This is a genomic window from Collimonas antrihumi (genome assembly GCF_018304965.1).
GTDB classification, from domain to species: Bacteria; Pseudomonadota; Gammaproteobacteria; order Burkholderiales; family Burkholderiaceae_D; genus Collimonas; species Collimonas antrihumi.
The window spans coordinates 175,547-201,989 of the sequence record NZ_JAGQED010000001.1; the positions used below are offsets into that span (position 1 = coordinate 175,547).

Consider the following 26,443-nt stretch of genomic DNA (forward strand, 5'->3'; position numbering starts at 1 on the left):
ACTATGAGCCAAAATACTTAGGCCAAGCATAGTTGCAGGAATGAAAAAATTGGCGCCACGGCACCATGGTCTTACGAGGCGATCGCATCGACACTACGCTGGTGCTCTGTGAGCGTAAGTTCCTCGGCGCCTGGCGCGCGCACCAGGGTGTAGTAGAACTCGCTGGCCCAGCGGAACATCGATTCGACGATAGACGGGAAAATCGAGTTGCCGTTGATGTCGGCGATTTCGCGGTGGAACGCCATGTCGCGCTCGATGAATTCTTCCGGGTTGACCATGGAAGCCCGATGCTCGGCTATGCTCAGGTACAGGCTTGCAATCTGCGCCTCCGTAGCGCGTTCGGCGGCCATGCGGGCCGTGCTGGTTTCGAGAAAGACGCGAGCCTCCTTCAAGTGTCCCAGCATCGCCGGCTTGGTGCGCAACAGATGCAGGGCGCCGATGGCAATCTGGACAACCGAACGGCGCTTCTTCGCGCACGTCCAGCAAAGCCAGTTCCCTACGTTCCAGCAGGGCGGCATGAACCTGTTGGAACGTGAGAGTGGCAAAGTCGGCTTCGGCGATATTGATAGTGTTGATGGTCATGGCGTTTTCAATTCCATGGAGCGGTCCCATATATTCGGTAAATGGATGTTGGAGTAACCGGAGATAAAGGTTTTGCGGTTGCCGTCCTCGGCATACACAGAGCGTTGTATTGCGCCGATATTGGCGCCATATGGACAACTGTTCCAAATTGCATCAATCCGCTGTTTGAAATTGAAACACTTCGAACACTTCGATATCTCACCTCAGTTATAACTGAAGCCCCAATTAACTAATCAGTGCCTGGCTCCTGTGCCGGCATGTCGGGCATGCATATTGCGTTATATGAATCGTGGCACTCATGTACACCATCGCATTACGTTCGACCATCTCCGATAGGTACCTGCATTATGAAGAATAATTACTTTCTACATATTTTCGTGACGTCGTCATTTACCGGCCTTGCTAAACGAATGGCCATGGCCGGGGCATTGTCTGCGTTATTGACGCCCTGTACGTCGAGCGCGCTGCCGTTTGCCTATGTTCCGAATGAAAAATCGGGCACGATTTCGATCATTGATTGCGCCAGCGATAGCGTAGTGGGACAAATCAAGGCCGGCACCAGGCCTCGCGGCGTGGCGGTCAGCCGCGATGGCAATACCTTGTATGTCAGCGACCAGCCGGCCAACGCCCTGCTGGTTATCGATCTGAAAAAAAGAGAGCAGACCGGCACGATTCCTTTGGGAGAGTCGCCCGAGGGCGTCGATATTTCGCGTGCAGGGGATTGGGTTGCCGCCGTCAGCGAAATCACGAACACGGTCAGCTTCATTTCCACCGCGACAAACAAGAAAGTGTTCAGCGTCAAGACCGAAGGCAAGAATCCTGAGCACGCTACCTTTAGTCCGGACGGAAAATGGCTATATGTCAGCGCCGAAGAAGCAGATTCAGTGGATATCGTCGATGTGGCGAAACGCCGGCAAGTCGCATCGGTCAAGCTGGGCCTGCGCCCTCGTGGCGTAGCCTTCAGCCCGGACGGCAGCCAGGCCTACATCGCGGCGGAAATGGCTAGCATGGTGTATGCGGTAGATGTGGCTACGCAAAAAGTCGTAGCGGAAATCAAGCCCGGCAATTTTTCGAACGGCGTCACGATGTCGCCTGACGGTAGCCGCGTCTATATCTCTAACGGGAAGGATGGCACGGTGTCGGTGATTGACGCTAGTAGCAACACGGTGATTGCGACGATTGCGGTCGGGAAGCGTCCATGGAACATGGCAATCACGCCTGACGGCAAGAAACTGTATGTAGCTAATGGCCGTTCCAATTCGGTGTCCGTCATCGATACTGCAAGCAACAGCGTCAGCAAGGAAATATCGGTCGGAGAGTTGCCTTGGGGCGTGGCGATCAGATGAGCGCGCTGCCTTTCACCGCTGATAAAGTCCGTTATACGTTGCCGGCGATCGCTTTGCATTGGGTGATTGCCTTGCTGATCATCGGCATGCTGTGCCTGGGCTATTACATGGTGGATATTCCAAAGGGCATTCCTGGCAGGGCAGTGTATTTCAATGTGCACAAATCCCTGGGTGTTCTGGCCGGCGCATTGATTCTGCTGCGGCTGGGATGGCGCCTGGCACATCCGCCACCGCCGTTGCCGAGAGGTACTTCGCGCCCGATGGCAAGGGCAGCGCAATGGAGTCATGGCCTGCTCTATCTTTGTATGGCGTTGCAACCGGCGACCGGCTATCTGTCGTCTTCTTTCAATAAATATGGGATCAAGTTTTTCGGCGTGGCGTTGCCGAACTGGGCTTGGGAAGACAAACACCTGCGTGAGTTGTTCATGACATATCATCGGCTGATCGCTATCGCATTTATCGTACTGATCGTGATTCATGTACTGGCCGCATGCAAGCATTTGCTGATCGACCGTGACCGGATGTTCGGGCGCATGCTTCCCTGATCTGTTATCTGCGCGGCGTCTAAGCCCGTGAAGCACGTAAGCCTGGCGTAATCCAGGTTTTCCCTCGTTTATCGACCAGCAAGACATCGACATTGTCTAGCTGTGCGGCGATGGACATTGCCTTGGCTGAGCCCATGACAAACAGAGCCGTCGATAATCCATCTGCCTGCAATCCTGTCGGAGCGGCGACAGTGACGCTTGCCAGTTCCAACGGGGAATCGCCGGTGGCCGGATCGAAGATGTGGTTGTGGACGAAGTCCGGAGTAAATATCGTTTCGTAATCGCCGGAAGTCGCGACGCTGCGGCCATCCATCTGCAGTACCGCGGTTAACACATCGTCGTGCCTGGGATCCTGCACACCGACCATCCAGGCGTGTGAAGGCGCTTTGTTTCCTGAAGAGATGAATTCGCCGGTATCCAGCAGCGCATGCCTGATTCCTCGCTGCCGCACTGCCGCGAGCGCAAGATCGACAGCATAGCCTTGCGCCACGCCATTCAAGGTAATGGACATTCCCGGCTTGTGCAAGCGCGCTTCGTGCTGGCCGATCGATAGATTCCGCCAATTGACGAGTGCCTTGGCGCTTCTTATTTCTGCAGGCGACGGTAAGGTATTCATTGCAGCCGCCTTGGTGAATTGCAGCCAGAGCGGTTGCACTGTGATGTCGAAAGCACCGTCGCTCAGCGTCGAAAGGCGCATGGTTTCTTGCAGTACGCGCAATAGGTGCGGATCGGGCCGGCGTAGCCTGCCATCTCGATTTAACTGGAACACCTGGCTGGATTCACTATAGATGCTCATCAACGCATCTATTTTTTTTGCTTCGTGAAATCCATCCTGGATCGCCAGCTCTGCCTGCCGTTGATTGTCGTGCAAAACCTGTATGGCGATGGTCGTGCCGAATGCCAGATCGGCGCCGGTATAGAGGCGCATTCCCGGCTGCGCTTCCCAGCCCCGCACAATCGTGCCTGCCTGCGGGCGAGGTTGGAGAAGACCCCAACCTGCGGCGCCGGTCAAGGCACCACCTAAGACAGCTGAAATCAAGGTACGTCGTTGCATGATAAGTCCTTAATCCTTTAGTCGATGACCGGCAACGCTGTCACTGGAATAAATTTAGCCCTTTTCTTTTCCAGGATGAGCGGTGCGCATTTTTCATCGCTGGCATAAATGACGACGCAATCCATGCACTGAAAACATTCCTGGTAGTCGATTTTTCCGCTAGCTTCAATTGCCTGGTAATCGCACCTGTGACGACAGGTCTGGCAGGGTTTGCCGCAATCCTTGCGCCGCGGTATCCAGTCGAGCACCCTGAAACGCCCGAGCACGGCGAGGCCGGCGCCGAAAGGGCAGAGATATCGACAAAAGAATTTGTAGATGAAGGTGCTGGCAAGCAGTAAACCGACGGCATAGGCGACGTAGGGCCACGAACGCATGAAATTGAGGGTGATCGCGGTCTTGAACGGTTCGATTTCAACCAATGCGTCGGTGATATTGCTTGAAAAGAAACTGCTGGCCACTATGCCGGCAAGCAGAGCATATTTGACGCGTTTCAGCCGTGCATCGGTTTTCGCCTTGATTTTCAATTGCGGGATCTTCAGGGCGCGCCCCAACTTGCCGGTAAATTCTTGCAGTGCGCCGAATGGACACAGCCAGCCGCAAAATGTGCCGCGCCCCCATACCACTAGTGAAACTGCGACGAATCCCCAGAGCAGGACTGTCATCGGGTCGTACAGGAAAAAATTGAGACTACGTCCGGCGAGCGACGCTTGAATCAAGCCGGTGATATTAACGATCGACAATTGCCCCTGCGAGTACCAGCCGATGAAAAATAGTGTAAACAACAAAAAACCACGTCTGAACCAGATGAAGCGCTTGTCGTTTTCGGTCAGGGATTTTTGCCTGCTCAAGGCGATAGCCAGCACAGCGAGGCCAATGATCAACGCCGCAAGTTCATACCATCGGCTTTTCCAGATGCCAACCCAGGACTTGTTGTCGCTTTCTGCGGCGGTATAAAAACGGGATGGCAATTGGGTGTTGAACGAGAAATCCTTTGTGATTCGCTCAGGATAGATGATGCCCTTGCTGCGGGTAACCGGCAGCGAAAAATCGAAAGGCCGGGATGGATCCAATCCGGACTGGCTCATGATACGGAACACTTTCATCGACTGTGGATGCGGCAGCGCGTCACTATTTTTCAGTGACATATCAAGATTCAAATCGCGCATTTCAATCGGCAATCTGTCTTGCTTTAATACCAGGCGGTCTGGGATCGAGCCAGGGATGAAGTCTTCGCCGACGATGTCGTAGCGTCCCTGGGACAGGACCAGAATTGCGTGGTCACCCGGTTCCAGGCGGTTTTCCAGTTTTTGCCAGCTTGCCGGACTCAGAAGATTGCGGCCTATGCTTGGAATGGAAACATAGGCCATGTACAGATCGACGAAGGGTGCATCCGGTTGTTGCAGTGCTTCGGGGTCAAGTTCTGCTCCAGGCGTGCCTGAAAATTGTTTCTCGATGTCTTTGTTGCGCAGTATCACGTGCTTGATCAATCCCTGGTCGATCAAGTCTTTCACACTGTTAGCCTCGAACAAGGCCGTTTTGATTCTGGCAATCAAATCCGGATCCCGGCCCTCGGCAAAACCGAGCTTCTTGCGCGCCACCTTCAAGGCTGAACTGAGTACGCTCTGATTGATGATGCGTACCGACGCCGTGGCCTTGGTGACGCCATCCAGATAGGCATTTGCAGCAGTGGCCTTGCTGCCATGCGCTCCTATCTTGATGTTTTGGTTCAACGACAATCCCTTGTATTGACCCACAAACTGAAACATCGGGGTTTCGCCCAGTCCGTCGAGGAACACCGGCTCGTGATGGGAGATGACTTTGACTTCCAGAAAATTACCCTTGGGATCGAGCGCGATCAGCAAATTGATCGGTATCCCTGAGAAACCGGGGATGGGGGCCAGGTCGATGGATTCAAATACATAGCCGACCAGTTCGTTGGCGGTGGCATTTTGTTTGAAGATGGGCCAAATCTGTATGCCGGCATCCTTTTCACCGACGATCATTGGCGGCGGAAAGCGCCTGGCCAGTTCGTCGTGCGTCATGACACCCGCCTGACTGGCTGACAGCCAACAGGATGCGATAAACATCAAGATCCCGGGTATCCAGTGACGCATGCATGGCCTTGATAGATTGGGTATAGGTGCTCAATGCGAGCAACTAACGTGCCATCTTGTTACCTTGTTTGCCAGGCGGTGCTTTGCTCGGAGGATCATTCGAGCGATCAAAATTTGAACAGGTTGTTGCACCGTTGATCCTAATTTACACAGGTCATGTCCTATGCGATTGCCCCGGATCGGCGCCGTTTGAGATGTTTGCTGATTGAATCCGACGCCCTCAGTCGGGTGAAATACAGTTTCAGAAAACGCGGTATTTCATTCCTGAACCCGACGTCTTTCCTATGGCAGCGGCGAGCGCTGTTGCGGCCCGAAAAATTTCACATGGCAATGCGAGAACTCCACTGGCATGCATTTTGCCCATTGGCTGTTGCATCCACATGTTGATGCGTAGAAAAAATCAAATATACAAAGGAGATCTCGGTGGGAAAAATACTGAATAAATCGCTATGGACGTTCATGGCCTTCGGCGCCGCAGCCGCAGCCGATGCAGCGCATGCACAATCGTCGGTGACTATCTACGGTGTCGTCGATGCGGGAATTGTGGCGGTCAACAAGCAGAAAACGCCGTCTGGCGGTACCGGCAGCGTTTTCGCACTCAGCTCAGGTGGTGTCAGTCCAAGCATCTTCGGGTTCAAGGGTTCCGAAGACCTGGGCGGCGGATTGAAAGCCAATTTCGATCTTGAAGGTCATTTCTTTTCGAATTCCGGTGCGGGCAATCAATGGGGAGGCTTGTTCGGCCGCCAGGCCAATGTCGGCCTTTCCAGCAGCTTCGGTACGGTGACGCTGGGTAAACAATATTCGCCTGCGGTGCTGGCATTTGCCGCCACCGATCCGCGCGGCTTGAAGGAGACTTTTTCCGGTTTGATTTCATGGGCGTTGACGCAGAATCCCTTGAATGCCGGTACCGCAAAAGCACCCGCCAATTCGAATGCCGTGATTGATGTTTTTGTTGCGAATGCGATCAGCCTGAGCACAAAAATTGCCGATGTCAATTTGAGTGGTTCATACAGCCTGGGCGAAGTTGCCGGCAATAACTCCGCGAACAGCGTCATTTCGCTGGGTGCAACCTATACCGGCCCGATCACCTTGTCAGCCGCCTATCAATCCGACCGCGGGCAACCGGCCGGCATGCTCGGCGGCAGCGGCGTGCAAACCAGGAAATACAGCGTCGGCGCCGCGTACTCGATAGGCGATGCAACGTTGACGGCCAACTACCTGAACAACAGGAACAGCGACCCTGCGTCAGGGGCCAGCCTGGCGCAATACCATGTTTATGGCGCGGGTCTGAATTATCGGACATCGCCAAGCAATACCGCGACGCTGGCTTATTACTACTCCAGCAACAAGAGCGGTGTCAGCGATACTTCCAGGACATGGATACTCAGCGACGACTATGCATTGTCCAAGCGTACCACCCTTTACGCGCTGGTCTCCGGCGTCAATGCAGGGAGCGGCTATACCTCCGGTGCGGCCTTCGGTGTTGCCAACGACAACGCCTTTCTCGCCACTGCCGGAAAGACGACAACAGCAGTACAACTGGGCATCAAACATTCCTTTTGACGCCCATGCCGGCGCTATCTCGATTTGAGGTTTGCCGATCTTGATAGCCACGGGAGCGGCCGGAAAACACTATGTTCCGGGCGCTCTTGTGACGGCTTCCGGAGCAATACGTTTCAACAATTTGGAACAGTCGATTCAGCGAGTGTTCAAAAATATGACAGTTTCAACCTGGTCCGTCGGAGTGTTCGTTCTGCAGTTGTCGGCTTCTTATCCGCTAACTGGCGTTTTTCCTCTGCGGCATTGCGATTTTGGCGGCTGGCATGGCGATTGCTGAGTAGTTCTTGCATCGGAGATGCACAATCCGAAAATTTTGATTCAACAACACACGATTCAACAACACATTAACCGGAGGATGACATGAATCTCGCAGACATTAGTAAACTCGGTGTCAAGAACCCATTCAAGAAGCGTTACGATAATTTCATCGGCGGTCAGTTCGTGCCTCCGATCAACGGCGCTTATTTCGAAAACGTAACACCGGTGACGGGTGAGGTATTTTGCGAAATCGCCCGTTCCTCTGCAGAAGATGTCGAGTACGCGCTTGATGCAGCGCATGCCGCCAAGACCGCCTGGGGCAAGACTTCGCCTGCCGAGCGCGCGAATATCCTAAACAAGATTGCCGACCGCATGGAAGCCAATCTGGAAACCCTGGCAATCGCCGAGACGATCGACAATGGCAAGCCAATCCGTGAAACGATGGCAGCGGATATCCCGCTGGCGATCGATCATTTCCGTTACTTTGCCGGCTGCATCCGAGCCCAGGAAGGCTCGGTAGCCACGATTGACGACCAGACCTACGCTTACCATTTCCATGAACCTCTGGGCGTGGTGGGGCAGATTATTCCGTGGAATTTCCCGATCCTGATGGCGGTATGGAAACTGGCCCCGGCACTGGCCGCAGGTAACTGCGTGGTACTGAAACCGGCCGAGCAAACTCCGGCGTCGATTCTTGTCCTGGTGGAACTTATCGCAGATCTGTTACCGCCAGGCGTGCTGAATATCGTCAACGGTTTCGGTCTGGAGGCAGGCAAGCCACTCGCTTCCAGCAAGCGTATAGCCAAGATTGCCTTCACCGGGGAAACCGGCACTGGCCGCCTGATCATGCAGTACGCGTCGCAAAACATCATTCCGGTGACACTGGAACTGGGCGGAAAATCACCAAACATTTTCTTTGCCGATGTGATGGACCAGGACGATGCATTCTTCGACAAGTGTCTTGAAGGCTTTGCCATGTTCGCGCTGAACCAAGGGGAAGTGTGCACTTGCCCGTCGCGCGTCCTGATCCAGGAATCGATCTACGACCGTTTCATCGAACGCGCAATCAAGCGTGTCGCCGCGATCAAGCAGGGCAACCCGCTCGACAGTTCGACGATGATCGGTGCGCAGGCATCGCAAGAGCAGCTGGAAAAAATCCTGTCGTATATGGATATAGGCAAGCAAGAAGGCGCGCAAGTCCTGATCGGCGGTGAACGTAACCATCTGACTGGCGATTTTGGCGGTGGTTACTATGTGCAGCCTACGATCTTCAAGGGCCACAACAAGATGCGCATCTTCCAGGAAGAGATTTTCGGCCCGGTAGTGTCTGTGACAACCTTCAAGGATGAAGACGACGCGCTGGAAATTGCCAACGATACCTTGTACGGCCTGGGCGCCGGGTTGTGGACGCGTGACGGTTCTCGCGCATTCCGCATGGGCCGCGGGATTCAAGCCGGCCGGGTATGGACCAATTGCTATCACCTGTATCCGGCGCATGCGGCATTCGGCGGCTACAAGCAATCCGGCATTGGACGCGAAAACCACAAGATGATGCTTGATCACTACCAGCAAACCAAAAATCTTCTGGTCAGCTATAACCCCAACGCGATGGGTTTCTTTTAAGGGCGTATTGCGTTGGCGTCGACGCGTCTTCCAGGCGGGGGGCGCGTCGCAGATCTCAGTGAGTCCAGTGAGGAAAATATGACACAGCCAACCGTTCATCGTGTGGTTGCGACCGCTGCTGCCGAAGAATTCATCAGGTTGCTGAGCGAGCAACACGGACCATTGATGTTCTTCCAGTCAGGAGGATGTTGCGACGGCAGTTCACCCATGTGCTACGTGCTGGGCGAATTCAGTATCAGCGACACCGATGTGCTGCTCGGAACACTGTGCGGCCAACCCTTCTACATGGGAGCAGAGCAGTTCGGCTATTGGAAGCACACGCAGCTCATCATCGATGTCGTGGCCGGAATGGGCGGAATGTTTTCGCTGGATAACGGATCGGGGAAACGATTCCTGACACGTTCGAGATTATTTTCCGATGAAGAATACATGCAACTCGTATAGGGCGCCGCACCTTTCGGAGTGGATGCCATCAATTAGCAGTGAACTAGTGTTTTTAAAAAAACAGGAGGATGACATGAAGAGAAATCTGATAGCGACATTGGTTGGGATGATGGTGTGCGGTGCGTTTTCGGCCCACGCGGCAGGTGTTACCGATGCAATGATTGCCAACGACGCCAAGGCGCCGAACAACGTTTTGTCCTGGGGCATGGGTACCCAAGGACAGCGCTTTTCGCCATTGACGCAAATTAATACGCAGACCGTGGGCAAGCTGGTTCCAGCCTGGTCTTTTTCATTCGGAGGGGAGAAGCAGCGCGGGCAGGAATCGCAACCGCTGATCTATAACGGCAAGATGTTCGTCACCGGTTCGTACTCCCGCATCTACGCGGTTGACATGAAGACCGGAACCAAACTGTGGAAATACGAACACCGGCTGCCGGACGGCATCATGCCTTGTTGCGATGTGGTCAACCGCGGTGCGGCGCTATACGACAATCTGGTCATTTTCGGGACGCTGGACGCGCAACTGATTGCACTCGACCAGGATACCGGCAAGATCGTCTGGAAAGAAAAAGTGGATGACTATGCTGCCGGATATTCGATGTCTGCAGCACCGCTTATCGCCAACGGACTGTTGCTGACGGGCGTCTCCGGCGGTGAGTTCGGCGTGGTAGGCCGCGTCGAGGCGCGCAATCCCAGGACCGGCCAGCTGGTATGGAGCCGCCCGATGATCGAAGGTCACATGGGTTACAAGTACGACAAGGACGGCAAGGCCACGGAAAACGGCGTTACCGGCACGGTCAACAAGTCGTGGCCCGGCGATTTGTGGAAAACCGGCGGCGGCGCGACATGGCTGGGTGGAACCTATGATCCCACTACCAAGCTGGCTTATTTCGGCACCGGCAATCCTGCACCATGGAACAGCCATCTGCGTCCTGGCGACAATCTGTATTCTGCATCGACAGTGGCCCTGGATGTCGACACTGGAAAAATCAAATGGAGTTACCAGACTACACCGCACGATGGCTGGGATTACGACGGCGTCAATGAGTTCGTTACCTTCGACATGGATGGCAAGCGGATGGGCGGGAAAGCCGATCGCAATGGCTTTTTCTATGTGATCGACGCCAAAGACGGCAAGTTGGAAAACGCCTTCCCGTTCGTCAAGAAAATTACCTGGGCATCCGGCATCGATTTGAAAACAGGTCGTCCGAACTATATTGAAAGCGGCCGTCCTGGCGACCCTACCAAGGGTGAAGAAGGCAAGAAGGGCGCGACCGTGTTTGCCGCACCTGCTTTCCTCGGCGCCAAGAATCAAATGCCGATGGCTTACAGCCCGCAAACCAAGCTGTTCTATGTGCCGGCCAATGAGTGGGGGATGGATATCTGGAACGAGCCGGTCAGCTACAAGAAAGGTGGAGCGTTTCTAGGCGCCGGCTTCACGATTCATCCGCTTAACGAAGACTATATCGGCGCCATGCGTGCTATCGATCCCAAGACCGGGAAGATCGTCTGGGAAGTCAAAAATGGCGCGCCGTTATGGGGTGGAGTCATGACGACTGCGGGCGGCCTGGTGTTTTACGGGACGCCTGAAGGATTCCTGAAGGCGGTCGACGCCAAGACCGGCAAGGAACTCTGGAAATTCCAGACCGGTTCGGGCGTTGTCGCGCCGCCGGTAACCTGGAAGGATGGCGACACCCAGTATGTCGCGGTGACGTCCGGATGGGGTGGTGCGGTGCCGTTGTGGGGTGGCGAAGTGGCGAAAAAGGTCAACTTCCTGGAACAGGGCGGCTCGGTATGGGTATTCAAGTTGTCTTCAAAGTAATGACGGCTGCCCTTCAGACTGTTGCGGTATAGCGTCGGCTCCTCCGCTCCTCCCTGGGCAGTTTTGGCTGACGACTGCGGTCGTCAGCTTTTTTTTTACGTGCGGGATATAGATAGATATGGACGATATTACACTGTCAAAGCAAGCGTCGAGGCAATTTCACCCATCAGCGGATTTTGTAAAAAGCGCCACGATCTCTGGCATGGATGCGTATCGCGCCCTATGCGCAGAAGCTGAGCGCGACTATCAAGGCTTCTGGGCGCGGCTGGCGCGTGAAAACCTGATCTGGCAAAAGCCGTTTACCAAGGCACTGGATGAAACCGATGCGCCGTTTTACAGATGGTTTGAAGACGGTCATCTGAACGTTTCCTACAATTGCCTGGACCGGCATCTTGTCAATGGCAATGCCGATAAAACGGCGATCATTTTCGAAGCGGATGGCGGCGAGGCGACCGGGGTCACTTATCGGGAATTGCATCAGAAGGTCTGCAAATTTGCCAATGGCCTGAAAGCGCTGGGCGTCAAGAAAGGCGACCGGGTTGTCATCTATATGCCAATGTCGATCGAAGGCATCGCCGCGATGCAAGCCTGTGCCCGCATAGGCGCCATCCATTCGGTGGTATTCGGGGGATTTTCGGCCAAATCGCTGCAAGAGCGCATCATAGACGCCGGCGCGGTTGCCGTCATTACGTCGGATGAACAGGTACGCGGCGGCAAATCGTTGCCGCTGAAATCGATTGTCGACCAGGCGCTTGAGATGGGCGGCTGCGATGACGTCAGAAATGTCATTGTCCATCGCCGTACGGGAAACATGACAGGGCAAGTCGCAGGACGGGATCTGTGGCTTGCCGATTTGATGGCAGATCAGTCCGACGTGTGCGAGCCGGAGTGGGTCAGCGCCGAACACCCGCTCTTCATCCTCTATACATCAGGTTCGACAGGCACGCCAAAGGGTGTGCAACATTCAAGCGGCGGCTTTTTGTTATGGGCGACGCTGACGATGAAGTGGACATTCGACCTCAAGCCGTCCGACGTCTTCTGGTGCACCGCCGACATCGGATGGGTGACCGGCCATAGCTATATTGCATACGGGCCGCTGGCTGCCGGTGCGACTGAAATCGTGTTTGAAGGGGTGCCGACTTATCCCGATGCAGGACGTTTCTGGCAGATGATACAAAAACATAAGGTGACGATATTTTATACCGCGCCAACGGCAATCCGCTCCCTGATTAAAGCCGCCGACACAAATCCGGATGTGCATCCGCAACAATACGATTTGGCGAGCTTGCGACTGTTGGGCTCGGTCGGCGAGCCGATCAATCCGGATGCCTGGCTTTGGTATTACAAGCATATCGGGCGCGAGCAATGCCCGATCGTCGATACGTTTTGGCAGACCGAAACCGGGGGCCATATGATTAGCCCGTTGCCTGGTGCGACTGTCATGGTGCCCGGTTCGTGCACTTTGCCGCTGCCGGGCATCATGATCGGCGTAGTCGATGAAGCCGGCAAAGATCTCCCTGACGGGCAAGGCGGCATCCTGGTCGTCAAGCGCCCGTGGCCGTCGATGATCCGCAATATCTGGGGTGATCCGCAGCGCTTCATCAAGAGTTACTTTCCGGAAGAGTTGGGTGGCCAGCTGTATCTGGCCGGCGACGGCGCTATCCGCGACGTCGATACCGGCTACTTTACGATTACCGGACGCATCGACGATGTGCTCAATGTATCCGGCCACCGGATGGGGACGATGGAGATCGAATCGGCGCTGGTCGCTCATCCGTTGGTGGCGGAAGCAGCGGTAGTCGGCAAGCCGGATGCGACGACGGGCGAATCGATTTGCGCCTTCGTGGTTCTCAAGCGATCGCGGCCTGCGGGTGACGAGGCGAAGCTGATTGCGGCCGAGCTGCGTAACTGGGTGGCGAAGGAAATCGGTCCGATCGCGAAGCCGAAAGAATTGCGTTTCGGGGATAATCTGCCGAAAACCCGCTCCGGCAAAATCATGCGCCGCCTGTTGCGTTTGCTCGCCAAGGGAGAAGAAGTCACGCAGGATATCTCGACATTGGAGAATCCGGCTATTCTGGGGCAATTGAAAGAGGTGACCTGAGGAGGACGCCGGCGGTGCCGGCGTCAGCTCTTGTTCTCAAAGAAAAGGCGCGAATTGGCGTCGGTCCGGAACAGGACCGGTTCTTCCGTTGACGCCGCATCATCCCGCGACCTGGCATGCAAGACGATCTTCTTTACTTCGTCGTGATGCGGCGACTTGCTGCACACCGGGTCCGCGCCGGCCGCATCGCCGGTGAGTGCGTATGCCTGGCAACGGCAGCCGCCGAAATCCTTTTTCCTTTCGTCGCAGCTACGGCACGGCTCCTGCATCCAGTCGTCGCCGCGATAACGATTGAAGGCGTCGCTATGCTGCCAGATGTCGTTCAGGCTGTACTGCGTAACATTCGGGAAATCCATGCCGGGTAATGATCTGGCCGCATGGCAAGGCAGGGCGGTGCCGTCGGCGCCAACCGCTAGAAAAACCGAACCCCAGCCGTTCATGCAGGCTTTTGGCCGTTCCTCGAAGTAATCAGGAACGACAAACAGGATCTTGACCCGGTTGCCGATCCGGGCGCGATAGTCGTTGACGATGGCTTCCGCCTTTTCGACTTGCTCGCGGGTCGGCAGGAGATGCGCTCGATTGACCAGGCCCCAGCCATAGTATTGTGTATTCGCCAGTTCCAGGTATTCGACTCCCATCTCGAGCGCCATATCGATAATGCGCGCGACATGATCGAGATTGTAGCGATGCAGCACGACATTGAGCACCATGGGATAGTCGTATGCCTTGATCAGTTTGGCGACGCGCGACTTCAGGTCGAAGGTCTTGGTGCTGGACAGGAAATCATTCATCTCCCTGGTTGAATCCTGGAATGACAGCTGGATGTGGTCAAGCCCCAGTTGCCTCATCCGGGCGATCCGGGTTTCCGTCAGGCCGATACCGGATGTGATCAGGTTGGTGTAGTAGCCGAGCTTGCGGCCTTCCTCTATCAAGTCTTCGAGATCGTCACGCAGCAAAGGCTCGCCGCCGGAAAATCCGAGTTGGGCCGCACCCAGTTTGCGGGCCTGGCGCATCACGTCGATCCATTGTGCGGTACTCAATTCCTTCTTGTTTTCTGCGTAATTGAGCGGGTTGTAGCAAAACACACAATGCAACGGGCAACGATACGTCAGTTCAGCTAACAGCCAAAGTGGCGGCGGGGCAGCCTGACCGCTATTTTCAGGAAATCCAGTTGCGTTCATTGGCAGTCCGTAGGAAATCGATTACATCTTCTTTTAATCCGGCGACTGAGAACGCACGTTCCAGGTCGTGCGTGATCGTGCGGATGTCGCGTTCGCCATTGCAGAGTTTGAGGATCTCGGCAGCGCTGCGATTCAGTTTCACCATGCCTTCGGGGTAGAGCAGCACGTAGTCGCTTTGCGCCTCTTCCCACTGCAGCCGAAACAGTCTGGATAATTTTGGTTTTTCTGGCGGGGTATTCATGTTGGTTCCAATATGGAAAAAAAAGAGGAAATACGAAGTGGAAATGCGTTATGGATAAGCCTTTTCGATTGCGTCCAGCATGCTCCACAACACGTCGAGTTTGAATTGAAGTATCTCCAGCGCACGTTCCTGCAGCGCACGCGTGACGAAATGCTCCAGCGTTACCTGCAAGCCGTGCTCGACGTCACGCTCGGCCAGCGAGATGCGGCTGCGGAAATATTGCAAGCCGTCGGCTTCGATCCATGCATAGTGCTGGGGCCAGTTGGCTAATCGATCCTTGTGGATTTTGGGAGCGAACATTTCAGTCAGCGACGAACAGACCGCTTCTTGCCACGGTGCGTTGCGGGCGAAATTGACATAGGCGTCGACCGCAAAGCGCACACCGGGAGCGACATGCTGCAATGACCACAGTTCATCGCCGGGAATGCCGGCTGCCATGCCGAGCCGCGCCCAGGCTTCGATGCCGCCGGCATTGCCATCCCAGCCGTCGTGATCGAGTATGCGTTGCACCCATTTGCGACGGGTTTCGCGGTCAGGGCAATTGGCTATGATGGCAGCATCTTTTTGTGGAATCTTGATTTGATAGTAGAAGCGGTTGGCGATCCATCCGCATACTTGTGCGCGGCTGAGCAAGCCTTCGTTCATCTTTACGTTGAACGGGTGATTGATGTGATAGCCCGCTCCTTTGGCGCGCAGTTGCGCTTCGAATTCGGTGCGATTCCAGGCTGGCAGAATGATATTTTCCAGTGCGTCTCTCATAACGTGATTTCCATTCCGTCAAATGCGACCTCAATCCCATGTTGCGCAAGTGTCTCGCGCTCAGCGGAATTTTCATCAAGGATAGGGTTGGTGTTGTTGATATGAATCAGCACCTTGCGCTTAGCGGGAATCGCGTCCAGCACTTCTATCATTCCGCCTTTGCCGGATTGCGGAAGATGCCCCATGTCGGCGGCCATTTTTTTTGAAAATCCCAGCTGTATCATTTCATCGGCGGTCCAGAAGGTACCGTCCACCAGAATGCAATCGGCGGCATGCATCGCCTTGAGGACGTGGGGCTCGATTTCGCCGAGACCGGGCGCGTAAAACACTTTTTTCCCGGTCTTCCTGTCCTCAATGACCAGGCCCAGGTTGTCGCCAGGCTGTGGCATTTCCCGATGAGGGGAGTAAGGAGGCGCCTTGCTTGAAAGGCTCAGCGGCGTGAAGCTGATATCTGCTATCTGCGGCAACTCCACCGGCGCGGCGGTGTGGTTGACGGCGAGCATATGCCATTGGACGCCGCAATAGTGCGACAGCACGTGGACCAGCGGCAAACCACCGGTCAGGTCGTCCCACACTGCGCTGGTGCAATAGAGCGGAAGCGGTTTTCCTTCCCGCAGCATTAATAATCCGGTGACATGGTCAATCTGCGCGTCCATCAGCATCACGGCAGCGATGCCGGTATCGCGTTTGCCGCGTGCCGGCTGCAAAGCCGGATTGGCGCGGATTTGCGTCAAGATGTCTGGAGATGCGTTGATCAAAACCCAATCGCTGTCGTTGGATGAGACAGCAATCGACGATTGCGTACGCGCCCTGGCGTTGATGCTGCCGTTGCGTACACCGTTGCAGTTACGGCAGTTGCAATTCCACTGCGGGAAACCGCCACCGGCTGCAGAGCCTAATACGATGATTTTCATTGTGTTTTCGATTAAGCCTGGAATGAAGCGCGGTGACCGTTTCGCGGTCGCCGCGCAATCCTCTTGAATCAGAGGTGCTTAACAACTAAAGATCAACGATTGGCGATATACATCGTGATTTCAAAGCCAAAACGCAGGTCGGAAAATTCAGGTTTGCTCCAGGTCATGATTGTCTCCATTCAATTAGAAAAATACCGGGTACGATTTGTGATTGCATGTCAGCATTGCCGATCGTGCTTCTTGATAACTGATGCAATCATGTCGATAAACGCAAGTTCCATGCCGAAGGCTTTTCCTGTGCCTTGTCCTTCATCTTTTCCTGCATCTTCTCCTGCATCTTTTCCTGAACCTTTGAGTGACGGATATCTGTCCGTGGGTGATGGCCATCGCTTGTATTTCGCCGAATATGGTTGCGGCGACGGGCCGGCCGCCGTGGTTTTACATGGCGGCCCGGGCAGCAGTTGCCACGCGGGCATGCTGGACTGGTTCGATTTGTCGCGTCAGCGCGTGGTGCTCTTCGATCAGCGCGGAGCCGGACGGAGCCTGCCTGCTGCTTTGCTGACGCATAACCGGACCTCCGACCTGATCGGGGATATAGAACGCTTGCGCGAACACTTGCAGATTACACGGTGGATGGTCGTGGGCGGCTCGTGGGGCGCTGCGCTGGGAGTCTTGTATGCCGGGCGCCATCCGGCACGATTGAGCGCCTTGCTGTTGCGTGGGGTGTTTCTAACCAGTCCACGGGAAATGACCTGGTTTTTCCAGTCGCTGCAGGCGTTGGCGCCGGAGGCATGGGCGGAACTGACAAGTGGATGGAGACGAGCGCAAAAGGACAATGTGCTCCAATTCCTGACAGCGCTGTTGCAGAATGGAACAGTGGAGCAACAACGCGATGCCGCGACGCAGTGGCGGCGATATGAGAATGCGGTGATGCAGGCGATGACCGGAGCGCCGGCCTCACCCGGTTCAGTTGAGGCCGACCCGGCGGCTGTAGCGAAATACATGGTGCAGTCGCATTACCTGTCTCAGGGTTGTTTTACCAGCGAACGGGAGTTGTTCCGTGCCGCGCGCAATGCGGCGACGGTGCCGGCTATCCTGATCCATGGCACGGGTGACTGGATTTGCCCGCCGGAGAATGCGTGGCGCTTGCGGCGGTTCATGCCGCAGGCAGAGCTGCGATGGATCGATGGCGGAACGCATACGCCGGCAGATACCGCGATAAAGGCAGCGTTGACGCAGGCTATCCGCGATCTGGGATGAATAGCCAGAATGGTAATTCCGGGTCGATAATCTACGCTCGGAGCTTACTTCTGGGGAGGGAGTTTCCGGTAAATGGTGTTGCGGGATACGCCCAACGCCTTGGCCGTGGCCGAGACATTGCCGCCATTGGACTCAAGCGCTTGCTGGATGACCGAGATTTCCATCTCTTCAAGATTGGCGCCGTTGGACACCCTCCAGTTCGCGCTTTCTTCAGGTTTCCGGGTGCGGCACAGGTCGATGTCTTCAAGAAAATCGTCCGGCAGGTGCTGGCGCTGGATGATGTTTTCGCGGTCCGCCATGACGATCGCGGTGCGCAGCAGGTTCGTCAACTGGCGGAAATTACCCGGCCAGTTGTGTTGCTTGAACAGCTGCATGATTTCTGGCGAGACCGTATAGGTTTTCCCCGCCGATTCCGCCAGCAATATTTTTTCTACAACCGTTTCGATGTCGGTGCGCTCGCGTAGCGGCGGCAACCTTACCACCAGGCCATTGAGCCGGTAGTAGAGGTCTTCGCGAAATTCACCCTTGGCGATCATGTCGCGCAGATTGCGATTGGTCGCGCAAATCAGTTCGATATTCACAGGAATCGACTTGGTGCTGCCCAATGGCGTGACCATGCGCTCCTGTAGCACGCGCAGCAAGCGGGCTTGCAGGCTGAATGGCATATCGCCGATTTCGTCCAGGAAAAGGGTACCGCCGTTACCCTGCAAAATCTTGCCGACGGCGCCTTTTTTGCGGGCGCCGGTAAAGGCGCCGTCCTCGTAGCCGAACAATTCCGACTCGATCAGCGTTTCCGGAATCGAGGCGCAATTGACGGCCACGAAAGGGCCGTTGGCACGCGGCGAATCATTGTGTATCGCTTGCGCCAGCAATTCCTTGCCAGTCCCTGTTTCGCCCATGACCAGAATCGGGATATCGCGTCCCAACACCTTGTTGACCTTGTCGATCAGCGCCGCGACCTGCGGATCTCCGGTGTTCAGATAGCGCAGGCCGGACAGGCGCCTGGCGTTCTGGTTCGTGGCATGGGCGGAGGGAGAACCAAGGTTGCCGCTTCTGGCACTGTCTCTGGCGTCATCGTCGTTGCTGCGGACCAGCTCGGCCGAGTGCTGGAACAGGCTATTGGCGCTATTCAATTCAGCGCGTCCGTATACGCGAACGCCGCTGGGCATGCAAAGATTGAGCAGGCCCGGCATCGCCGTACGGTAGTGGTCGAACAAGGCCGAGATGGGCAGACCGAACAGGGAGCTGAAAGTGTGCGATTGCAGTGCCGAAAGCGACAGGCCAAGCTGGAACAAGCCGGTCTTGTTTGCGGAAAGAAAACTGCCGCTGGGCGAGAACGAAGCGATGCCTTCCATCAGTGTGCCGATGAATTCCGGCCTGGTGTTGAAGTGCAGGGTGATCGAATGCTGGAATGCGGTCGAAAACAGATGATTTTCTATCATTTGTGCAGACATGCGCACCAGCGCCATCGTGTGCTTGTGAAAGCTGGATTGATCACCGGTTACATCCAGTACGCCGATCACATTGCCCTGATGATCGGAAATTGGCGCTGCGGAACAGGTCAGGAAGTGATTGGCTTGCAGGTAATGTTCATTCGCGTGGATTTGCACCGGTTGGTTTTCGACGATCGCAGTGCCGATCGCATTGGTTCCCTTGCTCGCTTCAGACCAGATGACACCGGGTTTCAACGCAACCCGGTTGGCTTTTTCCAGGAAGTCGTCATCGCCCAAGGTATGCACGATCAAGCCGTTGACATCGGTCAGTATGACCATGTTGTGCGTATTGATGATTTGTTCGTACAGCGTTTCCATTACCGGCAGCGCATGTGCGTGCAGGATGCGGTTCTGTTCCAGCAATAGAGAAAAGTCGGTCCGCGCGATGGGACTGAAATCCGGCTTTTCCGTTTCGGACAAACCGTAGGCGATCGAACGTTGACGGGATTCTTCTATCATCATATGCGCATCGCATGCAGAAAACGTGCCACTGTTTGCGACAGCCGTAGATCCTCCCTTGGACGAACTTTTATTCGTTTCTTTAATTGTCAATCGTGACATGACTTGTCTCCTGCTGAATCTGCTGCTGAACTCCGGCTGACTCTGCTGCTGAACTCCGGCTGACTCTGCTGGTGTTCATTTTTATATTTTGTATTGTTGATTAATGTAGCACCTGTTCAGTTATGTGACAGAAAAATCGTGTTGTATGCGGAAATCCCGCTGGCACGGCAATTGCTGAACCCTCCTCATTCTTTTAAAAAACTGTTGAGGAGACTGTATGAAAACCATCCGAACCATCATTTCAGCGTGTGCTTTGCTGGCCGCTGCATCCATGCCCCTGACGGCGTCAGCGCATGGCGATGTCACCCCGCAAGCTATCGACACCAAGACCTTGCCGGCGCTCGGCAAGGAGTGGCGAGACGAGAATCCTTATCGGGGGCAGAAAGAGGCGATAAAGATCGGCACCTCGGGCTACGCGGAAAATTGCGCGCGCTGCCATGGATTGCAGGCGCAATCCGGTGGCATCGCTCCCGATCTGCGTTTGCTGGATCGCGATTGCGTCGACCTGAAAGGGGATGCTAAAAAGCAAGCTTGCTATAAGGAAACCGATAAATATTTCCTGACATCCATCCGTCACGGGAAGGTGCGCAACGGCGCGGTTTACATGCCGCCGTTCGAAGGTATCCTGAACCAGGAAGCGATGTGGTCTATCAAGGCTTACCTTGAGACTGTGCGCGCGATTAAATAATCGAGTGGCCGCGCCGCCGGTTGAAATCCGGCTGGCGCGATCATCTGGCAGATGAATGCCGATACCAAACACCGGAGCGCCGCACCATGACAAAGATTTCTTACCGAGCCTGTATTGCGATACTAGCGCTGGTTTGCCTGTTCCTGGGTATTAGTCCACCGGTAAGAGCCGGGGAGGATTTTTCAAAAATAAAGCAGTCGGGTATTTTGAAGGTGGCTGTGTACAACGAGTTCGCGCCGTTTTCGGCGAGTGACGGCGGCATCGATATCGATCTGGCCGAAGCGCTGGCGAAAAAAACGGGATTGAAGCTGAGTCTGCTGCCATTTCCGGCCGGTGACGATCTCGACGAAGATTTGCGCAATATGGTGTGGAAAGGCCACTATCTCGGCTACGGTCCGGCCGACGTGATGCTGCACGTGCCGGTCGATCCACGCCTGATGAAACAGAATGACAAGGTCGAAATTTTCGCGCCATATCATCGCGAGGTGGTACGCCTGGTTACGGACGTGCGCAAGGTGCCGCGATTCGAGAAGCTGGATTCGATCGCCGGGAAAAAAATAGGCGTGGAAAAAGTGTCGATAAGTGCGGTCGTGCTCCTGGGTGCGGAAGATGGGAAATTCCGGGATGACGTAAAAATCTATCCGACGGCAACGGCGGCATTGGAACAGCTGAAAGTGGGCGAGCTGGATGGCGTTGTTGCGAGCCTGTCGGAAATCGAATCGGTGTTGAGAGACGATCCGAATTATCGCATCAGTGAAGTCACGTTCCAGCGCTTGCCGCCAAAAGGCTGGGTGGTGGGCATGGCGGTCAAGAAGAGTGACCCGGAGCTTGTCAAATTATTGCAAGACGCAACCAATGCGCTGGTGACATCCGGGGAGATGGCGGCAATCTTTGCCAAACATGGCGTGAAAGTGCTTACGCCCTGAGGTTCCCGCTGTCCTGATAACACAAACATAAAAATTCAAATAATGAGACACGCTCTTGCTGCATTGCCGTCGGGGTTCCTCGTCAGACGCAAAATTGTTGTCGTTATTGCTACTGCATTCGCTGGTTGCTGGTCCGCTCACGCACGCGCCGACAATCCAGCCGAAGCTATGGAGTTGCCGACAATTGAAGTGATTGGTACTACGCCGCTGCCAGGGCTTGGCACGCCGATCCGTGATGTTGCCGGCAATGTGCAGGTCTTTACACGTAAGGATCTCGCCGCTCAGCGACAAGGTAATCTCGCTGAATTTCTGGAGCAGAATCCAACCAGCGTCACCATCAATTCGTCGCAGGGTAATCCGTTTCAACCGGACATCAGTTTCCGTGGATTTACCGCATCGCCGCTGCTCGGCCTGCCGCAGGGCTTGTCGGTATTTCAGGACGGCGTGCGGATCAATGAAGCGTTCGGTGACGTAGTGAACTGGGATCTGCTTCCGCAATCGGCGATTTCCAGCATCCAGTTGATTCCCGGATCGAATCCGATTTTCGGTCTCAATACACTCGGCGGAGCGTTGGCGATCTACACTAAAAGCGGAGCGCAAAATCCAGGTGGGGCGGTGGAAGTATCGACCGGTTCCTTCGGACGCAAGACGGTCGAATTCGAACAGGGCGGGAAGATTGGCGCGGCCGGCAATCTGGATTATTTTTTTACCGGTAATTATTCCAAGGATAATGGTTGGGCCGACCACAACCCGAGCAAGGTGCAGCAGTTCTTCGGTAAAGTGGGCTACCAGACCAGCACCACCGATCTGGATATCAGCCTGAGTGCGGCCGACAATTCGCTGCAAGGCGCGCAGACATTGCCGATATCGTTTTCCAATAATATCCGCCAGGCTTATACCTATCCCGATAGCAACCAGAACCAGCTTGGTTTTTTGACGGTGAAGGGTAGTCATTTCATAAACGACAAGGCGCTTGTCAGCGGTAATCTGTATTACCGCCACTACAAGAACAGCGGGTTCAGCAGCAATGTCAACGGTGGTGGCGATCAGGCAGATGCTGCCGCAGGTCCGATCGATAGGGCGCAGGCAACGAATAATCGCTCGGAGATCGATCAGACCGGATACGGCCTCGGCCTGCAAATGACCTTGCTGGGTGAGCTGGCCGGAAAGAAGAACCAGTTTGTAATGGGCGCCAGCGGCGATTTCGGCCATGCCCGCTTTACCCAGGCAAACCAGGATGCGGAATTCACGCCGGCTCGCGGCACGGTCGCCATCGGCGATTTTCAACAGGCTACGGATGCCAAAACCCGCAACAGTTATTACGGGATTTTCTTCTCGGATGCACTATCGATGACTGACCGCTGGACGCTGACATTGTCCGGACGCTACAACCTGGCGCGCATCAGTATTGCCGACCAGACCGGCGACTCGCCGAAGCTCAATGGCGATCACCAGTTTTCCCGTTTCAATCCGGCCATCGGTGTCAACTACAACCCGACGCCGAAGCTGACCCTCTATGGTTCCTACAGCGAAGGAATGCGTACGCCTACACCGGTGGAACTGACTTGCGCCGATCCTGACGCACCGTGCCAGTTGCCCAATAATTTTATTGCGGATCCGGCGTTGAAAAAAGTGGTTTCTCGCACGCTAGAGTTCGGAACTCGTGGCAAATTCGGTGAGGAGTCCCAATGGAGTGTGGCGCTTTATCGCACCGATCTGGACGATGATATCCAGTTCATCAGCAGCAATGGCGTCGCCACGAATGCAGGTTATTTCCAGAATGTCGGCAAGACGCGCCGGCAGGGACTCGAACTGTCCGCAAGCACCAGGTTTGGCGCTTTGGGTGTGTCTGCCCACTACAGTTTTATCGATGCGACTTTCCAGTCGCCGTTCGCGGAAAGCAGTCCGAATAATTCTGCCGCGGACGCCAACGGTGTCATTCAGGTCAAGTCCGGCAACCAGATTCCGGGCATTCCACGCCACTCTTTCAAGTTAAGGCTCGACTACGACATTAACGAAAAATGGTCGGTCGGCGCCAGCGGCACTCTTAATAGCGCCATCTTTGCGCGTGGCGATGAAAATAATAGCGACAGGCAAGGCAAAGTACCTGGCTATGGCGTGGTCAATCTCGATACCCGTTACAAAATCAGCCGTGACCTGGAATTTTTCGCACGCGTCAATAACCTGCTGGACAAGCGCTATGCAAATTTCGGTATTCTTGGTCAGAACTATTTCAACGGGCCTAATCAGTCATATGACGCGGCCAACCCTGTTGTCGAGCAGTTTCGCGGCTATGGCGCACCGCGCGGAATCTGGTTAGGTCTGCGCTATAGCTGGAAATGATAGCGGCATCACTTGACGATTTCAGCTCGTTCAATCTGGCGTTCGTAATGATATCCATCAGCTGCTCCATAATGTCGCCGATGGTCGTATTCTGCTGATTTGCCAGCCGCCTTAGTTTCTTGTGATGTCTTTCACTGATGTTCACAACCAGCTTTATGTCACCCGCCAGCACCAGCCCGTCTTTCGCAAAACACAGCCAGTAAACGGCAATGCAGACGATTGCGCCGAGAAGAAAAAATTGGAATTTTGCAGAAGTCCGTCCGTCATAAAGCCAAAGCTCCACTCCGGCGGCCAAGCTTGCCAGCAAGGTAAATGACCAAACGATCGCTACTAATATCAGTATTTTTTTCGCTCTTCCAACCTCGTCATACAGGAAGTGTTTTCGCAGTTGCTGACGGAATTCTTTCATAGAATTCTCCTTTTATAGCTCGACGGAACACTGCACCGGAGGCTTTTCTTGATTGGGTTGCAAGAGAATTATCCGGCGCGCATCCCACTCTCCCAAGTAGCCAACATAGTACATTTTCAGATGAAAACAATGTTTTTTCCGGCAGCAGGGGCTGCGCTCGTCAGGCAAACAACAAGCGGTCGGTGTAGTGGATGTCGCCGGGATTAAAGTGGAGCTTGGCCCTAATGCCGTTAAGTTAAGCCCCGAACGGTATTCTTTAGATGGACCAATGCGGTCACTCCGTCATCCCAGCGAATGCGGGGATCCATGTTGCACAGTATGGTGGTTAAAATGGATTCCCGCGTTCGCGGGAATGACGTGCCAAGCGCTATAACCGGTAACCTTAACTTAACGGCATTACAGTCTGAAAGGAAATCTCATGTCCAGTCATGTCGCTACTATCGAGTGGCAACGAGCGGATGCGGCATTTGTCGATAACCGGTATAGCCGCGCTCACCAATGGCAATTCGACGGCGGCGCGGTAGTGCCGGCATCGAGTTCGCCGCACGTGGTCAGGGTGCCTTTGTCGGATCCGGCCAATGTCGATCCGGAAGAGGCTTTTGTCGCCTCTTTGTCGAGTTGCCACATGCTGTGGTTCCTCGACATTGCGCGTAGCGCGGGTTACCTGGTCGACCGGTATGTCGATCACGCCACGGGGCATATGCAGCGCGGAGCGGATGGCAAAAGCTGGATAGCATTGGTTGAATTGATGCCGGCGGTGGCTTTCTCCGGCGCCAAAATTCCGGATGATGCAGCGCTCCAGCAACTGCACCACAAGGCGCATGAAGAGTGTTTTCTGGCGCGCTCGGTGAAAAGCGAAATCCGGATCGCCGGCACGTGGAGCCATGCCGCGTTATGAACGTCATCTGGCCATCTTTATCTTGAGCAACGCAGAGGCGGGTAAAATACCGCCGGTGCAATACCTGTGATGCAGGTTTGCCGCCGTGGGTGTTGGCAAACTGCCACTACAAGACGTTTAAACAGGAAAAATGATGGCAAAGAAGAATGAAGAGCTGGATCCGGAAACGCTGGCTTTGATCAATTGGTGTATTGAAGTCGAAGGCTTCCTGGTAGCCGGCGGCGCCACTCTGGAGCAGGCGCAAGAACATATCGAAGAGCAGGTGGAATGGTTCACCGACCAGTTTTATGATGGCCTGACCCCGGAGCAGGCGGGCAAAGCGGCACTAAATGGGCACTAAATGGGCACTAAATGATTATTGAGCGATTAAAGATGTCTGCCGAGGCGCGTTTGACACAATGAATCAACATGAAATAGGGCGCGGCATCGGCTTGTCGGTTGGTGCCTCGATGCTGTTCGCCCTGATGTCCGGCTATACCAGATTGCTGGCGCCGCTCGACGGCCTCGATATATTTGCGTGGCGTGTAGTGTGGACGGTGCCCGGCGCACTGGCCTTGCTGGTCCTGCGTCAGCGTTTGCCGCAGGCGGGCGCCTTGTTGCGCCGTCTCGCTCGCGAGCCCTTGACTTGCGTTGCCTTGGCGGTGGCGGCGGCGTTGCTCGGGCTGCAGGCCTGGATTTTCATGTGGGCGCCTTTGCATGGCCGCGCGCTTGAGGTCTCGCTCGGCTATTTCCTGCTGCCGTTGACGATGGTGCTGGTCGGCCGCTTCTATTATCGCGAACGGCTGGATCTCCTCCAATGGCTGGCGGTCGCTTGCGCGGTGGCCGGTGTGCTGCACGAGCTGTGGCTGACGCGCAGTTTTGCGTGGCCGACCCTGGTGGTGGCGCTTGGCTATCCACCATACTTTATCCTGCGCCGCAAGATCAATGCCGATCCGGTGGTGTCGTTTGCTTTCGAGATGACTTTGCTGTTGCCGGTGGTCGTCATCATGCTGTATTTGCGTGATTCCTTGCCGGTGATTGCCCACAGGCCGGATATGTGGCTATACCTGCTGCCAGGGCTGGGTTTGTTGAGCACCGTGGCGCTGGGCGCTTACCTTGGCGCCAGCCGGCTGTTACCGATGGCCCTGTTCGGTATCCTCGGCTACGTCGAGCCGGTGTTGCTGGTCGGGGTCGCTATCCTTTTCCTCGGCGAATCCATGGCGCCGGGACAGCTGGCGACTTATATTCCCATCTGGTGCGCGGTGGCGTTGACGGCGGTGCACAGCGTGCGCCTGTTGCGCAAGTAGCGCCGGGTGAGGGAGGGCGAAGGACGGGCGACAGG

General features: G+C 55.2%; 24 protein-coding genes and 2 pseudogenes. 15 read left to right on the top strand and 11 right to left on the bottom strand.

The window, feature by feature from the left end; genetic code table 11:
* Positions 1 to 74: 74 nt before the first annotated feature.
* A pseudogene (locus KHU29_RS00740) lies at positions 75 to 461 on the bottom strand (FCD domain-containing protein); the annotation flags it as partial.
* On the opposite strand from KHU29_RS00740, the gene KHU29_RS00745 reads away from it, so the two are divergent.
* Complete coding sequence (locus tag KHU29_RS00745) at positions 439 to 639, top strand: hypothetical protein (protein WP_211451150.1); 201 nt, start codon at positions 439 to 441, stop codon at positions 637 to 639. The pseudogene KHU29_RS00740 and the gene KHU29_RS00745 overlap by 23 nt on opposite strands.
* Here KHU29_RS00745 and KHU29_RS22105 read toward each other — a convergent pair.
* A pseudogene (locus KHU29_RS22105) lies at positions 579 to 713 on the bottom strand (cysteine dioxygenase); the annotation flags it as partial. The gene KHU29_RS00745 and the pseudogene KHU29_RS22105 overlap by 61 nt on opposite strands.
* Positions 714 to 998: 285 nt before the next feature.
* On the opposite strand from KHU29_RS22105, the gene KHU29_RS00750 reads away from it, so the two are divergent.
* Together KHU29_RS00750 and KHU29_RS00755 are read left to right on the top strand one after the other, a co-directional pair.
* Positions 999 to 1,928: a beta-propeller fold lactonase family protein gene (locus KHU29_RS00750; RefSeq protein ID WP_211450791.1), complete on the top strand. Its 930-nt coding sequence runs from the start codon at positions 999 to 1,001 to the stop codon at positions 1,926 to 1,928.
* Entirely contained in the window at positions 1,925 to 2,473 is a 549-nt protein-coding gene (locus tag KHU29_RS00755) for a cytochrome b (protein WP_211450792.1), read from the top strand. Before KHU29_RS00750 ends, KHU29_RS00755 begins: the two co-directional genes overlap by 4 nt.
* Positions 2,474 to 2,492: 19 nt before the next feature.
* Here the strand turns inward: KHU29_RS00755 and KHU29_RS00760 are convergent, their stop codons facing one another.
* A complete protein-coding gene (locus KHU29_RS00760; RefSeq protein ID WP_211450793.1) occupies positions 2,493 to 3,527 on the bottom strand; it encodes an FAD:protein FMN transferase in 1,035 nt (344 codons plus the stop codon).
* 17 nt (positions 3,528 to 3,544) lie between these two features.
* Positions 3,545 to 5,569: a 4Fe-4S binding protein gene (locus KHU29_RS00765; RefSeq protein ID WP_246541315.1), complete on the bottom strand. Its 2,025-nt coding sequence runs from the start codon at positions 5,567 to 5,569 to the stop codon at positions 3,545 to 3,547.
* Between the two features lie 495 nt (positions 5,570 to 6,064).
* Between KHU29_RS00765 and KHU29_RS00770 the strand changes: the two genes are divergently transcribed.
* The 5 genes from KHU29_RS00770 (at position 6,065) to acs (ending at position 13,449) form a co-directional block, all read left to right on the top strand.
* Positions 6,065 to 7,204, top strand: a complete 1,140-nt coding sequence (locus tag KHU29_RS00770) for a porin (protein ID WP_211450795.1) — start codon at positions 6,065 to 6,067, stop codon at positions 7,202 to 7,204.
* 357 nt (positions 7,205 to 7,561) lie between these two features.
* Positions 7,562 to 9,082 (top strand): aldehyde dehydrogenase, encoded by a 1,521-nt coding sequence (adh, locus tag KHU29_RS00775; RefSeq protein WP_211450796.1) that lies wholly within the window; start codon positions 7,562 to 7,564, stop codon positions 9,080 to 9,082.
* A 78-nt stretch (positions 9,083 to 9,160) separates the two neighbouring features.
* Complete coding sequence (locus KHU29_RS00780) at positions 9,161 to 9,526, top strand: DUF779 domain-containing protein (RefSeq protein WP_211450797.1); 366 nt, start codon at positions 9,161 to 9,163, stop codon at positions 9,524 to 9,526.
* Positions 9,527 to 9,632: 106 nt separating this feature from the next.
* Complete coding sequence (locus KHU29_RS00785) at positions 9,633 to 11,348, top strand: PQQ-dependent methanol/ethanol family dehydrogenase (RefSeq protein ID WP_281416053.1); 1,716 nt, start codon at positions 9,633 to 9,635, stop codon at positions 11,346 to 11,348.
* A gap of 118 nt (positions 11,349 to 11,466) precedes the next feature.
* Positions 11,467 to 13,449: an acetate--CoA ligase gene (gene acs / locus KHU29_RS00790; protein WP_211450799.1), complete on the top strand. Its 1,983-nt coding sequence runs from the start codon at positions 11,467 to 11,469 to the stop codon at positions 13,447 to 13,449.
* A 23-nt stretch (positions 13,450 to 13,472) separates the two neighbouring features.
* Here acs and pqqE read toward each other — a convergent pair whose 3' ends face one another.
* The 5 genes from pqqE to pqqA form a co-directional block, all read right to left on the bottom strand.
* Positions 13,473 to 14,630 (bottom strand): pyrroloquinoline quinone biosynthesis protein PqqE, encoded by a 1,158-nt coding sequence (pqqE, locus tag KHU29_RS00795; RefSeq protein WP_211450800.1) that lies wholly within the window; start codon positions 14,628 to 14,630, stop codon positions 13,473 to 13,475.
* Complete coding sequence (gene pqqD / locus KHU29_RS00800) at positions 14,608 to 14,871, bottom strand: pyrroloquinoline quinone biosynthesis peptide chaperone PqqD (RefSeq protein WP_211450801.1); 264 nt, start codon at positions 14,869 to 14,871, stop codon at positions 14,608 to 14,610. Before pqqD ends, pqqE begins: the two co-directional genes overlap by 23 nt.
* A gap of 48 nt (positions 14,872 to 14,919) precedes the next feature.
* Entirely contained in the window at positions 14,920 to 15,630 is a 711-nt protein-coding gene (pqqC, locus tag KHU29_RS00805) for a pyrroloquinoline-quinone synthase PqqC (RefSeq protein ID WP_211450802.1), read from the bottom strand.
* Positions 15,627 to 16,544, bottom strand: coding sequence for a pyrroloquinoline quinone biosynthesis protein PqqB (pqqB, locus tag KHU29_RS00810; RefSeq protein WP_211450803.1), 918 nt, complete (start codon positions 16,542 to 16,544; stop codon positions 15,627 to 15,629). The genes pqqC and pqqB overlap by 4 nt, the downstream gene beginning before the upstream one ends.
* A gap of 92 nt (positions 16,545 to 16,636) precedes the next feature.
* The gene (gene pqqA, locus KHU29_RS00815) at positions 16,637 to 16,711 is read right to left on the bottom strand and encodes a pyrroloquinoline quinone precursor peptide PqqA (RefSeq protein WP_139217194.1); all 75 of its coding nucleotides are present in this window, start codon (positions 16,709 to 16,711) and stop codon (positions 16,637 to 16,639) included.
* 205 nt (positions 16,712 to 16,916) lie between these two features.
* Between pqqA and KHU29_RS00820 the strand changes: the two genes are divergently transcribed.
* The gene (locus tag KHU29_RS00820; RefSeq protein ID WP_211450804.1) at positions 16,917 to 17,804 is read left to right on the top strand and encodes an alpha/beta fold hydrolase; all 888 of its coding nucleotides are present in this window, start codon (positions 16,917 to 16,919) and stop codon (positions 17,802 to 17,804) included.
* A gap of 44 nt (positions 17,805 to 17,848) precedes the next feature.
* Here KHU29_RS00820 and KHU29_RS00825 read toward each other — a convergent pair whose 3' ends face one another.
* Positions 17,849 to 19,756, bottom strand: a complete 1,908-nt coding sequence (locus tag KHU29_RS00825) for a sigma-54-dependent Fis family transcriptional regulator (protein ID WP_211451118.1) — start codon at positions 19,754 to 19,756, stop codon at positions 17,849 to 17,851.
* Positions 19,757 to 20,075: 319 nt separating this feature from the next.
* On the opposite strand from KHU29_RS00825, the gene pedF reads away from it, so the two are divergent.
* From pedF to KHU29_RS00840, 3 genes are all read left to right on the top strand, one after another.
* Positions 20,076 to 20,546: a cytochrome c-550 PedF gene (gene pedF / locus KHU29_RS00830; protein WP_211450805.1), complete on the top strand. Its 471-nt coding sequence runs from the start codon at positions 20,076 to 20,078 to the stop codon at positions 20,544 to 20,546.
* Between the two features lie 86 nt (positions 20,547 to 20,632).
* Positions 20,633 to 21,472: a substrate-binding periplasmic protein gene (locus KHU29_RS00835; protein WP_211450806.1), complete on the top strand. Its 840-nt coding sequence runs from the start codon at positions 20,633 to 20,635 to the stop codon at positions 21,470 to 21,472.
* A 168-nt stretch (positions 21,473 to 21,640) separates the two neighbouring features.
* Positions 21,641 to 23,815, top strand: a complete 2,175-nt coding sequence (locus KHU29_RS00840; RefSeq protein WP_211450807.1) for a TonB-dependent receptor — start codon at positions 21,641 to 21,643, stop codon at positions 23,813 to 23,815.
* On the opposite strand, the gene KHU29_RS00845 is transcribed toward KHU29_RS00840, so the two are convergent.
* Positions 23,715 to 24,224: a hypothetical protein gene (locus tag KHU29_RS00845; RefSeq protein ID WP_211450808.1), complete on the bottom strand. Its 510-nt coding sequence runs from the start codon at positions 24,222 to 24,224 to the stop codon at positions 23,715 to 23,717. The two genes, KHU29_RS00840 and KHU29_RS00845, sit on opposite strands and share 101 nt — an antisense overlap.
* Before the next feature lie 418 nt (positions 24,225 to 24,642).
* On the opposite strand from KHU29_RS00845, the gene KHU29_RS00850 reads away from it, so the two are divergent.
* From KHU29_RS00850 to rarD, 3 genes are all read left to right on the top strand, one after another.
* Positions 24,643 to 25,122 (top strand): OsmC family protein, encoded by a 480-nt coding sequence (locus KHU29_RS00850; protein WP_211450809.1) that lies wholly within the window; start codon positions 24,643 to 24,645, stop codon positions 25,120 to 25,122.
* 133 nt (positions 25,123 to 25,255) lie between these two features.
* Positions 25,256 to 25,462 (top strand): hypothetical protein, encoded by a 207-nt coding sequence (locus KHU29_RS00855; RefSeq protein WP_211450810.1) that lies wholly within the window; start codon positions 25,256 to 25,258, stop codon positions 25,460 to 25,462.
* A gap of 58 nt (positions 25,463 to 25,520) precedes the next feature.
* Positions 25,521 to 26,408 carry an EamA family transporter RarD gene (gene rarD / locus KHU29_RS00860; protein ID WP_211450811.1) on the top strand — a complete coding sequence of 296 codons (888 nt, stop codon included), beginning with the start codon at positions 25,521 to 25,523 and terminating at the stop codon, positions 26,406 to 26,408.
* The last annotated feature ends 35 nt before the right edge of the window (positions 26,409 to 26,443 follow it).

Bases quoted from the DNA above. Each gene is read 5' to 3' on its own strand.
- KHU29_RS00825 (WP_211451118.1), bottom strand. From the start codon at position 19,756: ATGATAGAAGAATCCCGTCAACGTTCGATCGCCTACGGTTTGTCCGAA.
- pqqB (WP_211450803.1), bottom strand. From the start codon at position 16,544: ATGAAAATCATCGTATTAGGCTCTGCAGCCGGTGGCGGTTTCCCGCAG.
- pqqC (WP_211450802.1), bottom strand. From the start codon at position 15,630: ATGAGAGACGCACTGGAAAATATCATTCTGCCAGCCTGGAATCGCACC.
- acs (WP_211450799.1), top strand. From the start codon at position 11,467: ATGGACGATATTACACTGTCAAAGCAAGCGTCGAGGCAATTTCACCCA.
- KHU29_RS00850 (WP_211450809.1), top strand. From the start codon at position 24,643: ATGTCCAGTCATGTCGCTACTATCGAGTGGCAACGAGCGGATGCGGCA.
- KHU29_RS00835 (WP_211450806.1), top strand. From the start codon at position 20,633: ATGACAAAGATTTCTTACCGAGCCTGTATTGCGATACTAGCGCTGGTT.
- KHU29_RS00755 (WP_211450792.1), top strand. From the start codon at position 1,925: ATGAGCGCGCTGCCTTTCACCGCTGATAAAGTCCGTTATACGTTGCCG.
- KHU29_RS00745 (WP_211451150.1), top strand. From the start codon at position 439: ATGGCAATCTGGACAACCGAACGGCGCTTCTTCGCGCACGTCCAGCAA.
- pqqE (WP_211450800.1), bottom strand. From the start codon at position 14,630: ATGAACGCAACTGGATTTCCTGAAAATAGCGGTCAGGCTGCCCCGCCG.
- pqqD (WP_211450801.1), bottom strand. From the start codon at position 14,871: ATGAATACCCCGCCAGAAAAACCAAAATTATCCAGACTGTTTCGGCTG.
- adh (WP_211450796.1), top strand. From the start codon at position 7,562: ATGAATCTCGCAGACATTAGTAAACTCGGTGTCAAGAACCCATTCAAG.
- pedF (WP_211450805.1), top strand. From the start codon at position 20,076: ATGAAAACCATCCGAACCATCATTTCAGCGTGTGCTTTGCTGGCCGCT.
- KHU29_RS00760 (WP_211450793.1), bottom strand. From the start codon at position 3,527: ATGCAACGACGTACCTTGATTTCAGCTGTCTTAGGTGGTGCCTTGACC.
- KHU29_RS00845 (WP_211450808.1), bottom strand. From the start codon at position 24,224: ATGAAAGAATTCCGTCAGCAACTGCGAAAACACTTCCTGTATGACGAG.
- KHU29_RS00780 (WP_211450797.1), top strand. From the start codon at position 9,161: ATGACACAGCCAACCGTTCATCGTGTGGTTGCGACCGCTGCTGCCGAA.
- rarD (WP_211450811.1), top strand. From the start codon at position 25,521: ATGAATCAACATGAAATAGGGCGCGGCATCGGCTTGTCGGTTGGTGCC.
- KHU29_RS00840 (WP_211450807.1), top strand. From the start codon at position 21,641: ATGGAGTTGCCGACAATTGAAGTGATTGGTACTACGCCGCTGCCAGGG.
- KHU29_RS00750 (WP_211450791.1), top strand. From the start codon at position 999: ATGGCCGGGGCATTGTCTGCGTTATTGACGCCCTGTACGTCGAGCGCG.
- KHU29_RS00855 (WP_211450810.1), top strand. From the start codon at position 25,256: ATGGCAAAGAAGAATGAAGAGCTGGATCCGGAAACGCTGGCTTTGATC.
- KHU29_RS00785 (WP_281416053.1), top strand. From the start codon at position 9,633: ATGATGGTGTGCGGTGCGTTTTCGGCCCACGCGGCAGGTGTTACCGAT.
- KHU29_RS00765 (WP_246541315.1), bottom strand. From the start codon at position 5,569: ATGACGCACGACGAACTGGCCAGGCGCTTTCCGCCGCCAATGATCGTC.